At 46.9% G+C, this 12,641-nt stretch carries 8 protein-coding genes; 4 read left to right on the top strand and 4 right to left on the bottom strand.

Annotated elements, in window-relative coordinates; genetic code table 11:
- Positions 1–28 precede the first annotated feature (28 nt).
- Both NDI33_RS12065 and NDI33_RS12060 read left to right on the top strand, forming a co-directional pair.
- Positions 29–3,154, top strand: coding sequence for an efflux RND transporter permease subunit (locus NDI33_RS12065; RefSeq protein ID WP_190674815.1), 3,126 nt, complete (start codon positions 29–31; stop codon positions 3,152–3,154).
- 52 nt (positions 3,155–3,206) lie between these two features.
- Entirely contained in the window at positions 3,207–3,695 is a 489-nt protein-coding gene (locus NDI33_RS12060) for a hypothetical protein (protein WP_190432455.1), read from the top strand.
- A 228-nt stretch (positions 3,696–3,923) separates the two neighbouring features.
- On the opposite strand, the gene NDI33_RS12055 is transcribed toward NDI33_RS12060, so the two are convergent.
- Positions 3,924–4,283, bottom strand: a complete 360-nt coding sequence (locus NDI33_RS12055; protein ID WP_190674812.1) for a hypothetical protein — start codon at positions 4,281–4,283, stop codon at positions 3,924–3,926.
- Between the two features lie 137 nt (positions 4,284–4,420).
- Complete coding sequence (locus NDI33_RS12050) at positions 4,421–5,548, bottom strand: saccharopine dehydrogenase NADP-binding domain-containing protein (protein ID WP_190525573.1); 1,128 nt, start codon at positions 5,546–5,548, stop codon at positions 4,421–4,423.
- 441 nt (positions 5,549–5,989) lie between these two features.
- Here NDI33_RS12050 and NDI33_RS12045 point away from each other — a divergent pair, with 441 nt between their 5' ends.
- On the top strand, positions 5,990–8,509 hold the full coding sequence (locus NDI33_RS12045) for a GAF domain-containing protein (RefSeq protein WP_190674809.1): 2,520 nt from the start codon (positions 5,990–5,992) through the stop codon (positions 8,507–8,509).
- 47 nt (positions 8,510–8,556) lie between these two features.
- Here the strand turns inward: NDI33_RS12045 and crtO are convergent, their stop codons facing one another.
- Positions 8,557–10,251 carry a beta-carotene ketolase CrtO gene (crtO, locus tag NDI33_RS12040; RefSeq protein ID WP_190411638.1) on the bottom strand — a complete coding sequence of 565 codons (1,695 nt, stop codon included), beginning with the start codon at positions 10,249–10,251 and terminating at the stop codon, positions 8,557–8,559.
- 417 nt (positions 10,252–10,668) lie between these two features.
- Between crtO and NDI33_RS12035 the strand changes: the two genes are divergently transcribed.
- Positions 10,669–10,989 carry an STAS domain-containing protein gene (locus NDI33_RS12035; protein WP_190411640.1) on the top strand — a complete coding sequence of 107 codons (321 nt, stop codon included), beginning with the start codon at positions 10,669–10,671 and terminating at the stop codon, positions 10,987–10,989.
- Between the two features lie 70 nt (positions 10,990–11,059).
- On the opposite strand, the gene NDI33_RS12030 is transcribed toward NDI33_RS12035, so the two are convergent.
- Positions 11,060–12,199, bottom strand: a complete 1,140-nt coding sequence (locus NDI33_RS12030; protein WP_190674806.1) for a SpoIIE family protein phosphatase — start codon at positions 12,197–12,199, stop codon at positions 11,060–11,062.
- Positions 12,200–12,641 lie beyond the last annotated feature (442 nt).

Raw genomic sequence — 12,641 nt, 5'->3', positions numbered from 1 at the left:
CTCTTTCTTTTGTCTTTTGCCTTTAACTATGCTTAGTGCGCTTATCAAGTGGTCTATTAAACAACGCTGGCTAGTTGTCCTTGCCGCCATGCTGGTGACAGTTTGGATATTTCGCGTGGCGTCACAAATGCCAGTGGATGTATTTCCCAGCTTTGCTCCACCCCAAGTCGAAATTCAAACTGAAGCCCCCGGATTAGCACCAGAAGAAGTAGAATCGCTGGTTACTTTACCGATTGAAAGTGCTATTAATGGGACTCCCGGCGTCACAACAGTACGCTCCGCTTCAGCGGTGGGGCTATCAGTTGTGAAAGTTATCTTCAATTGGGAAACTGATATTTATCAAGCCCGACAATTGGTGACAGAGCGATTGCAGCAAGCACAAGAAAAGCTGCCAGAAAGTGTTGATTCGCCGCAAATTTCTCCGATTAGTTCTCCTATTGGTACTGTATTGCAATATGCTTTCACTGTTGAAGAAAGCAACAGCCAACAAGCAAATTCGCTCAGCACTGACTTAATGGAGATTAGGCGAATCGTAGATTGGCAGGTAACAAACCGCCTTTTAGCGGTTCCTGGCGTTTCGCAGGTAATCGCTTATGGGGGTGATATTCGCCAGTATCAAATATTAGTCGATCCAGCGAAACTAAAAGCGTTTGATGTGTCTTTGCAGGACGTGACTGAAGCCGCAGAGAAAGCCAATGTTAACGCTCCGGGTGGATTTTTGATCGACCCCGACCAAGAGTTATTAATTCGAGGTGTTGGACGGATTGAGTCCATTGAAGACTTGCGACAATCAGCGATTACCGCTCGGAATGGAACACCGATTCGATTAGGCGAGGTCGCTGATGTCAAAATTGGTGCCGCACTCAAGCGGGGCGATGGCAGTTTGAATGGCAAAAAGGCAATTGTGGTCATGATTAACAAACAGCCGCAAGCCGATACTCCCACGGTCACTCGTGCAATTGAGTCGGCAATGAAAGAGGTGAAATCGAGTTTGCCTCCGGATGTAAAAATGACGGTTACTTTCCGTCAAGAAGACTTTATCGACGCCTCGATTGAAAATGTTCGGGAAGCACTCGTTGAAGGCAGTATTATTGTTGCTTTTATTCTTATCCCGTTTTTGATGAATTGGCGCACGCTTGTCGTGAGTCTCACTGCACTTCCCTTGTCTTTGTTGTTAGGATTGCTAGCGTTAAATTGGCTGGGATATGGTCTGAATACGCTGACTCTGGGAGGCTTGGCAGTTGCGATTGGTTCAGCCGTTGATGATGCCATTGTGGACGCTGAAAATGTCTACCGTAGCTTACGAGAAAATAAGCTGGCAGGGAAACCAAAGTCACCATTAGAAGTTGTCTTTGAAGGTTGTCAGGAGGTACGCGATTCTCTATTTGGTGCAACTTTAATTACTGTGGTGGTTTTCTCGCCAATTTTTGCCCTTGCTGGTGTGGAAGGTCGCATTTTTACACCGATGGGAGTGGCTTATTTAGTGGCAGTTCTGGCTTCTAGCGTGACCGCACTTACCATCACTCCAGCTTTGTGTGCCATCTTACTTCCTCACAGTCGTTTGCCAGAAAAAGAACCGTGGGTGGCGAGATTTTTTAAAGGACTTTATCGTCCGTTTTTAATGTTTTCTTTGCGGAATTCTCAGCTGATTTTGGGAGTTGCGACTGCTAGTTTGGTGGCTGCAATTTTAATTGTCCCTTCCTTGGGACGGGTGTTTTTGCCGGAGTTCCAAGAGCGATCGCTCGTCAACACCCTGACTCTGTATCCCGGTGTCTCCCTAGAAGCGACTAATCGCGCCGGTTTTGCCCTTCAGGATGCGCTTAAGGATGACCCGCGCTTTGATTTTATCCAGTTGCGATCGGGACGTGCACCGGGAGATGCGGATGCGGCGGGTGTCAACTTGGCGCACTTGGATGTAGAACTGAGTGAAAAGGGGATAAAAGACCGGAAAGGAAGCATTGAAAAGTTGCGAGCGGAATTTGCTAGATTACCAGGAGTTGCGCCGAATATTGGCGGATTTATCTCTCACCGGATGGATGAAGTGCTGTCTGGGGTGAGGAGCGCGATCGCTGTCAAAATTTTTGGTCCAGATTTAGAACAACTCCGCACTCTGGGTAAACAAGTCGAAGAGATTATGAAAACTGTTGGGGGTGTTGTAGACTTGCAACTCGAACCCCAACTGCCCATTAGACAAGTACAAATTCAGTTTGATCGCCAACAAGCAGCTCGTTATGGCTTAACCGTCGGAGAACTTTCCGAAACGATTGAAACTGCGCTCAATGGACGTGTCGTTTCTCAAGTTTTGGAGGAACAACAAACTTTTGACCTGGTTGTATGGTTAAAAGAAGATGCTCGGAGCAATCTAGAAACCATCCGCAATTTATTAGTGAGTACACCAACGGATCAAAAGATTCCCTTAGCTCAGTTAGCACAAATTGGCTACGGTACTGGCCCGAATACTATCAACCGCGAGAATGTTTCCCGCTTAATTGTCGTCTCGTCTAATGCTAGCGGTCGAGATTTGCGCTCTGTCGTTGATGAAATCAGAGGCAAAGTTAAACAACAAGTACAATTACCAGCTGGTTACTTTATCGAATACGGCGGTCAATTTGAGTCGGAACAACGCGCTACTCAAAACATCTTGATATTCAGTGCGATCGCATTTGTGGTGATTACGGTCTTAATCTACTTGTCTGTTAAGTCCATCCCCTCAACTGCGATGATTATGATTAATTTACCCTTGGCATTGGTGGGAGGTGTCATTTCAGTGGCATTAACGGGTGGGATTATTTCCGTCGCCTCTCTGGTTGGCTTTATTACTCTATTTGGAGTTGCCACTCGCAACGGATTGTTATTAGTTGATAATTACAACGCTAAATTTGCCACGGGAATGCCTTTTTGGGAAGTAATCATTCAAGGTTCGATGGAAAGGCTCAATGCCATTCTAATGACGGCTTTTACCTCCGCTTTGGGGTTAGCACCTCTGGTCGTGGGAGGAGGTGCAGGAAAGGAAATCTTGCAGCCGTTGGCGGTGGTTGTGTTAGGAGGGTTGTTTACTTCTACAGCGTTAACGCTGTTAGTTTTACCCGCTTTGTATGCCAAGTTTGGCAAAGTTTTGCTGCCGAAACAGGTAAATCCGGTGTCCGATCTATAAGTTGCGAAAAGAAGAATTTAAACCACAAAGACGTAAAGGACATGAAAAGAAAATGAAATTATTGAAGGCAAATTTAATTATTTTGGGAAGTGTCGGAGTGCTTTTTTTAGGCGCTTGCACTGGCGAACAGCAGGCATCGAAACCTGATAATAGTCCCACAGAAGCGAAAACGAATGTTCCTGCTGTTTCTCCTTCAGAAACGGCAGCCAAACCTGACCATTCACAACCTTCCAAAGGGGGTAAAGTCGTCGAGACGGGAAAATATCATTTAGAGTTCGTGCCTGAAAAAGAAGCGAACGGCACTCACTTAGATTTGTATCTTCAGAAAGGCGACACCCACGAAGCAGTTTCTAATGCCAAAGTCACGGCTCAAGTTCAGTTACCCAATGGGAGTCAAAAAACCCTAGACATGAAATACGATGTTCAGGGTAAGCACTACGCTGTTTTGCTACCCGAACAAGCATCAGGCGAGTATAAGGTGGTCATCCTCTCGGAAATCAATGGCGAAAAGGCGAACGGTCGTTTTACTTTTAATCGCTAGCAATGCTAGGGGTACGAAGCTATAGCAATCCTATTTGAGTTGTGAGATCCAGTGGTTTAGATACCCGACTTCTTAGAGAAGTCGGGTATCTCGCTTTAACGAATCATTTGGGACTGCTGTTGTAGGTTGGGTTAAGGAATTAAACCCAACCTAATACTAAAAAATGACATCGTTTCATTCAGCTCTTTTACTGAAAATCCCGTACTCTTAGAATGCTAAAGATTGGATTTAGTCGTTGCCTGTGACCTTTTGAATCAAGTCTTGTGCTTTTTCGATTAAATTAGAGTCGTTATTGTTTTCTGTGGAATTGAGTACAGTCTTTTCGTTTGCCTTTTCGCTATAGTCAAAGGGTTCATTGGGGTTTGCTGATTTTTGCTGCTTATCCTCTTCAAGAAAACCTGTTGCTTCGCTATATTGATAGGCGCGGTCAACTCGGTCGTCTGATGTCAGCTTATCTCTTGAATGTAATACTGCATAACTAGGCTGTGCGGCGATGAATAAACTTGCCACACTGATTAAAGTCATTAAACTTAAAACAAAAATATTTTTATGGAGTTTTTGTTTTAAAATTACTAAAATTCGTTGCATGGAAATTTCCTCCCAATTGCTTTTTGTGAGAATTGATGATGCGCGAGTAGATAGGACTACTAACACCATTTATTAAGTACGAAATGAATCGTACTTATCTAGTTACATCTATGCCGTCTGCCGCAAGATACATTCGTTTATTTTTTTAACCATTCATGATGAATTTTTATTCCTCGGCTCTGCATAGTTTGTTCAAATAAATCGGTGGAAAGTGCCTGTTCTACAGGCCAGACGCCTGGTTTTTTGAGTTTGCCTGCTAGCAATAATTCGGCAAGGGTGCCGGTGCCATAACCGGCTGCCACGGCTGTATTTTCATGCACTAAAGTTGAGCAATAACTTGCTGGCTGATCATCTTTATAACCGTTGACTTCAGAGCGAATTGCTACACCGATGCCAGTGAAGCGATCGCTAACATCTGTCATTCGGTGGCTGACGCGAGCTAAAAATTCGATGACTTTTGGATTGTTGAGCCAGCTAGAGGGCCACCAGTGGGCAACGCTCCAAGTTAGATAATTGTAAAAATCGGGAACTGTACCAAATTTGGTAATGACGGTTTTAACAGGAAAAGTGTCGGGTAGCGTGAAGGCTTCTGGCATATCAAACCAGTAAACGCCGATGCGACCATAGGGAGCAGGAAATTCAATGGTTTCGCGATCGCTATACGGCTTGATTATCTGCCACTGACCATTTATCCAAGCTTTAAAAGGGCTTTGTAGCCCTAAAAATGTTGTTCGCATCACCGTAATGCCAGCGCCCCCCGACCCCGATACTAGATAGCTCAGATGAATGCGTTCTGTCTCATCTAGTTGCTCGACGCCCTGGCGTACCATGCTATTAGAAATACCGGGGAAAATACCCGTATTAATAATTGCTGTAACTCCAGCAGCAGCAGCTTCGTCTCGGAAATCCAATGCTTTGCGAGTAAAAGATGGGTGATCGCTGACATCCAGATAGTTGACACCCACTTCTATACAAGTTTTTAGGACTTGGGCATCTCGGTAGTGAAATGGTCCCGCACAGTGGATTACAAGATCGCAAGCAGCGATCGCATCCCTCAACACTTCTCGATCCGCTAAATCTAAAACCTGGAATTGCACTTGCGATCCCAGCTTTTCGCTGACCAACGTTGGCAAGCTTGCAACACCGTGCGCCCCGATTGGGTTTCTGCCAGTAACGGTAATTTGCGCCTGTGTGTGAGCGACGATATCCGCCGCCACATTGCTACCAATCCGTCCGCTTCCTCCCAGAATTAAAACCCGTGTCATTAATCAAGTTGTTAACGCTATCTTCAGTTCATCAGGTTTGCCTGCTTCTCTCCATCGGTACCAAGGCAGACTTTTTTTCAGTAGAACAGACAAATTTTATCGAAATCCGGAAGATCAATTTGTCGATCGGCTGACCTACATGAGATATTAGATGACTTTCACACCCAGCTTTGGGAAGTAGTATCTACCCGAAAACTTCACTTTGTTACACTATACTTAAGAAAGATGTATAAAAAAATCTTCTATGATAACAAACAAATACCCATGAAGTACCCATAAAGCGGGCATCAATCGTTCGTGAATCAAGGAAAATAAAATCTTTTTTTTAATTGCTAAGAACTCCTAAATTCTAAAGATAACTTTAGGTTGGCATCATTGAGTTGCGAATGAAGGGAGTAATTAGCTGGATTTGGTATAACTTCTCAATGGAAGTGTCCAGCGGTGAAAAAGGAAATTTTCGAGCAGCAGATTGAGGCGACCTCACAACGCCGGAAAGAGCTTTGGCAACGAACTGAGGAATTTCCCACCCAGGACAAGCAACTACTGGTGGAAAGTTTGCAAGAACACGACCAAACTCTAGAAGAATTGCAAGTAACTTTAGAGGAACTGCGATCGCAGAATGAAGAGCTAATCGCCAGCCGTCAGACTGTGGAAATCCAGCGACAGCGCTACCAAGATTTATTCGAGCTGGCTCCAGACGCTTACTTGGCGACGAATCTTGATGCCGTGATTCTAGAAGCCAACCAAGCGGTAGCGCACTTGCTGAATATTTCTCAGGAACACTTGCTCGGCAAACCGTTAGTTATTTTTGTAACGGGTAAGGCTTTGCAAAACTTTTATACAAACTTAAGCCAATTCCTCGCAACTGACCAAGTAAGCAAATGGGAGGTTGAGATTCAAACCCGGCAGGGTACGCGCTTTCCCGCCACCTTCAAAGTTAAGGCAGTGCGCGACTCAAGCGGGCGGGTGGTAGAACTGCTCTGGCTGTTACAAGACATTACCGAGCGCAAGCAGCACGAAGCGGCTTTTCAGAGCGATCGCCATCTTCTTGAAACCCAAGTCGAACAACGAACCGCTGAGCTTCTGGAAACCAACGAGCGGCTCAAACAGGAGATCGCTAAACGTCAGCGGGCTGAAAAAGCGCTGTGGCAGCGGGCGGAAGGGGAATGGGCGATCCGGGTGATTACCGAACGCATCCGCCAGTCGCTCAACCTAGAGGAAATTCTCAACACGACGGTAGCAGAAATTCGACAAGTTCTAGGGAGCGATCGCGTACTGATTTTCCGCACAGAGCCGAATGGGGATGGCGTCGTGGTGGCTGAATCAGTAGATGCAGATTGGCTCTCATTCATCGGCATTACCGCACCCGCAGCCATGTTTAGAGAATGTATGCCCCTCTATCGGCAGGGGAACGCTAGAGTAATTGATGACATTCAACAAGTAGGGTTTCCAGCAGATATCGCTGAGTTTTTCCACTCGTCGCAAGTCAAAGCCGCCTTAGGCGTTCCCATCATGCATGGGGAGCGGTTTTGGGGGTTACTTGCAGCTCATCAATGTTCGGCACCGCGTCACTGGGAACCGCTGGAGATCGATCTGCTCAAGCAATTGGCAATCCAAGTATCTATTGGCATTCAGCAATCAGAACTGTATCGGCAAGTCCAGCAACTGAATACGAACCTGGAACGCCAGGTACGCGATCGCACTGCCCAATTGCAACAAGCGCTCGACTTTGAAGCACTGCTCAAACGCATCACCGACGATGTCCGCGATCGCCTTGATGAAAACCAGATTTTACAAGTTGTCGTCTGGGAATTAGGTGTCGGGTTGAATATTGATGGCTGCGATACAGGTTTATACGATGCCGACCAGACCACGTCTACCATCAGCTACGAATACACCCTAGGAATCCCTTCTGCTCAGGGACAGGTAGTGCAGATGGCAGACTTCTGGGAGGGTTATTCTCAGCTGCTGCAAGGCAAATATTTCCAATTTTGTCAGATGGTGCCCGATAGTCGAGGTGCGCTGACCAGACTCGCTTGCCCCATTGTTGATGACCAAGGGGTATTGGGGGATTTATGGTTATTTAAGCCCCACCAAGACGTCTTCAGCGAGCTAGAAATTCGACTGGTGCAACAGGTCGCGAATCAGTGCGCGATCGCCCTTCGGCAAGCCCGGCTGCATCAAGCAGCGCGATCGCAAGTCGAGGAACTGGAAAAACTCAATCGCCTCAAAGATGACTTTCTCAATACCGTTCCCCACGAGTTACGCACACCAGTCTCTAACATGAAAATGGCGATTCAGATGTTGTCCATTGCTTTGAATCGTGACTATGCCTTATTTGCCGAAATGGGCAAGCCGAGGGAACAACAAAGCAAAGTCGCTCGCTACTTTCAGATTTTACAGAACGAGTGCGAACGAGAAATTCGCCTGATTGATGACCTGCTGGATTTACAAAAACTCTATGCAGGCGCTCACCCTTTATTACTGAGTGCGATTCAGCTCCAGGAATGGCTGCCGCCCATTGTAGAACCTTTTCAAGAGCGAGCCAGAAACCACCAGCAAACCTTGCTCCTTGACCTCCCTGCCGACCTCCCTCGCTTCATCTGCGATCCCACGACGCTAGGCAGGATTTTGAGCGAGTTACTAGAAAACGCCTGCAAGTACACCCCCGCATCAGAAACGATCGCATTCAAAGTCCAGAGTCAGCCAGGGAGCGTTCAGTTTAGCGTCAGCAATTCCGGCGTGGAGATTCCGGAACGCGAACTTCCGCATATCTTTGACAAGTTTTACCGCATTCCCAGTAATGACCCGTGGAAGCAAGGGGGAACGGGATTAGGGTTGACGATCGTGAAAAGATTAATCGCCCATTTGAAAGGGACTCTGCGAGTGGAAAGTAAGGAGCGTCAGACCTGCTTTATCCTCGATTTACCGAGCGATCGCTCAGCTCAAATTATCTCCTAATCGTTTCATTCGTAGGGGCACGGGCAATGCCGTGCCCCGATTTATCGCTACGAAATTTTAAACACAGACTCAACCGTAGATTTGAGAGAATTTCCCGCATCCTTCAGCTTTTGGGCAATTGGCTGCTGAGTATGCAGGAACACACGAGCGCAGTTGCGTCCCGGCATCCCGGAAATAGAACCGCCTGGATGAGTACCCGCACCGCTGAGAAATAACCCTTCAATCGGAGTTTTGTAGTTCGCCAATTCCGGCAACGGACGGAAAAAGACCATTTGGTCGAGGGTCATATCAACGTGGTAGTAGTTCCCTTTGTAAGCGCCCAAGCGATCGCCGAGTTCCGCTGGACTTTCAACAGCACGAGCGATAATGGAGTGCTTGAGATTCGGTGAATAATCGGCTAGCTTATCTAACACGCGGTCTGCGACTTTGTTTTTCAGTTCATCTGTCCAGCCAGTACCATGCAAACCCGTACCCTCCGCACCGGCAATCTGATAAGGCGCGAAAAACTCAATCCACAGCGTATGCTTGCCTTCCGGAGCCATTGACGGATCGAGTACCGTGGGTACAACCACATACATTGAAGGGTCGGAATCGGGAATGTTGCCGATAGAAGCCTCGCTGTGAGCGATTTCCACATGGCGCACCGAGTCAGCAATCAGAACTGAGCCAATCAGGTACTCATCCTGGTGATTGTGGTGTTCAAAGCGCAAAGGCTCCGAGAGGGCGCAATCGATCTTGAGAATCGTTTCGTTGTTGTTGACAATTCTGCGCTCTAAGCGTTCCCTTAAATTCGGGTCGGCTGAATCAACATCGCTCTCATCCATGTGGCGTAGGAACAAGCGCTTGGCATCAATGTTGGAGATCACCCCAGTTTTAGCGCGGTATTCGGTGCCACCTGCCACCCGCACGCCCACTGCACGACCGTCATCGATTAATACTTTTTCAACGGTCTGGTCGCACAGGACGACACCGCCTTTACTTTTCACTAACTTCAGCAAAGCATCAACCAGTGCGCCGCTACCACCTTTAGGTCGCGCCATTCCGGGGTCATGGCGCATCGCCATCATGATTGAACCGACAGAAATGGTTTTTTGGGACGGAGGTGCGCCAAGCTCTGCGGAGAGTCGAGCCAAGGGCGCTTTCAGAAACTCGGAATCAAACCACTCGTTGAGGATATCTTCCGGGCTGGTGAGCATGGTACGAATCAGATCCAACGTCTTATTTGGCCCACCCAAGACTGAGAATAAATCTTGCAGCTTTTTGAGGTCGTAATTGCCAGCAATGTCAACGATCGATTTTGGCGGTGCGTTGAACACCGGGATCATTGCACCCAGTACGCGCTGCCAGTACTCGGTATATTCGGCATATTTTTTGGCATCGCGATCGCTATAACGTGCAATCTCTGCACAAGTTTTTTCAACGGATTTGTGACCTAAAAAGTATTTGCCATCAGGATGGGGGCAAAAAGCGACTGGGTCGCAATATAAATATTCCAAGCCATATTTAGTGAGTTCTAACTCTTCGACTACCGGACCCAAGTGAATGAACTCGTGGTCAATCGAGCAGAGGTTGAACTTAAAACCCGGTGCCTCTTTCGGTAAGATTTCTTCGGTTGTTGCGCCGCCGCCCGGAATGGAGCGCTTTTCTAGTAACAGAACGCTATAGCCTGCTTTGAGCAGATATGCGGCACAGACAAGTCCGTTGTGACCGGCACCAATAATGACAACATCGTACTCTTGCATGGACAATACTCTCAGACCCGTGTATATCCCCGATTCTAAGAAAGTTAAGAACTTTAAAGGGTCTATCACTCGAAGGATATCCTCCGCCCGGAGCCGCCAGCTAGACGCGGGAGAAAACGCCTTTAGGGCTGTATTGTGATGAGGCGCGAATATCAGGGCAAGCACAGGGCAAGCAGCCGCTAAGGGCATGGCGTCTACTCGGAGAGGCGTAGGGCAAAGCGGACAGAATCGTGAGAGGTGGTGAGAGATGGTAAGAGGCGCGATCGCGCTCATGCCAAGCGAGGCGTTAGCCTAGCGCAGAAAAAGTCAGTTCGCTGATTTTCTTCGTTAACCGCGGCTAAACTCTAGCCCAAAGCAATTCTCGCAGTTATACTGGCTAGGTCTACATCGTCTTGGAACGGGTCAGCACTACAGAATATGAATCCTGTTGTCAAAATTGTTCAACCCTCTGGCATTTTAGACGGTATGAAGGCGACTCAGTTTCGTCAAGAAATTAGCGATATTGTTGAAAACGGAGGCAATATGGTGTTAATTGACTTTAAGGACGTTACCTTTATGGATAGTTCTGGGTTGGGGGCGCTAGTGCTTGCACTCAAAACTGTTCGCGCCGCCGGTGGTAAACTCTTTATTTGCTCGATTAATGAGCAAGTAAGAATGTTATTTGAACTGACCAGTATGGATCGCGTCTTTGAAATCTTTCCGAATCGTGAAGAATTTAATAACGCGATTAGTCAATAGCTAATGGCTAATCGCTAATGGCTAATCGCGATCGACAATTAGCACTTAGCAATTAGCACTTAGCAGTTGACTAATCAAAGTTGATTTGCAGCAACGATAAATCATCGTCAAAATAGTCTTTTGGATTCTTATCTTGAACAGAATTCACTATCCCATCTAGATTATTCTGATGATTTTTCGGAAACTCCGTCAGCAGCTCGATGAATGCATCAAGACCCCAAATCGTGCCATCTGGTTGGTTAATTTCATAAATCCCATCACTGAAAATGTATAGGGTACTGGATTTTTCCACCTCGCAGCTACCATCCATAAATTCAGCATCAGGAAACATCCCAACTGGCAACCCTGGGGTTTTTAAGCGTTTGACTTGGGTGACTAAATTCGAGTTTGCAGAGATTAACACTGCCGGTGGATGCCCAGCACTGGCGTAAACTAGGGTGCGCTTAACTCGGTTATAGACTCCGTACCAGATAGTGAAATATTTATCATTTCGCTGAGTCATCTGGAACGTTTCATTCAACGCCTTCAGGACATCACTAGGCTCATAGTAATTAATTTTCGGAAGGGCTTGGCTTTTGAGTAAGTTCATTACAGAAAGAGACGGTAAAGCAGCCCGCAATCCATGTCCGGCGACATCTAGCAGATAAATCGCTAAATGATCTGGATCTAGCCAGTAATAATCAAAGCCATCCCCTCCTAATTGACGGGAAGGAACAAAGCGCGAATCAATGGTTACAGGAGGTGAGGTCAGCGGAGAAGGGAGGATGGAACACACATACTCGGCTGCTTCTGCTAATTCCGCCTCCAACAGCAGTTTTTGGTGCTGCAAGTCGTGGCTGAGTTGGTGCAACCTCAAGCCTGCCCGCACTCGCGCCTTCAACTCATACATATCGATGGGCTTGCACAAAAAATCATCCGCCCCAGCATCCAGCCCTTTCACCCGATCCTCGACGGAACCCATCGATGTCAGCAAAATAAAGAAAGTTGTTGAAAGTTCTGCGGTTGCCTTGACCTGACGGCACACTTCCAGTCCGTTCATGCGCGGCATGATCCAATCGCAAATTACCAGTGCGGGTCGTAACTTTTGCGCTAGGGTCAAACCGGCTTCGCCATCGCTGGCGACGGTTAACTCATAACCCTCGCTTTTTAGCGTTCTTTTGAGCAATAGCTGAATCGCCGGGTCATCATCAATAATCAGAACTTGAACCATGAGATAGAGGGACTACAGGTCGCTTAAGATGGGAGGCAGTTAAAACTGAAGGATGACACCTGAGGCAAGTGTGAAGATCGCTAAACTTCACCGAAAATATGCCCAATCATAAACAAGTATAGTCATCGGTTGCTCGAAGTTATCTAGGCTTTCCACTCGTTACTGACTCGCATTATGATGATCAACATTGTTACTGCGAGCGAAAATGCTCATGTAGATATTTTGAGAGCCGTCATCACCAAATCTAGCAAGTTCTACGCCCAAAGCTATCAATACTTCCAGTCTAAGCACCTCCGACTTCTTGACTCATGCCACCCATTCATGAGGCTAATGAGAAAGTGGCACGCTGCCCACTAACCAGAAAATTCATTGCGATCGCAACGATTACCTATAGGCTAGACTGGATTCTCTCTAATTTGTGCCGATGTTTAATACAAAGTTT

This window comes from Trichocoleus sp. DQ-A1 (genome assembly GCF_039961955.1).
Lineage (GTDB): Bacteria > Cyanobacteriota > Cyanobacteriia > Cyanobacteriales > FACHB-T130 > FACHB-T130.
This window is presented reverse-complemented; position numbering and strand designations above follow the sequence as displayed.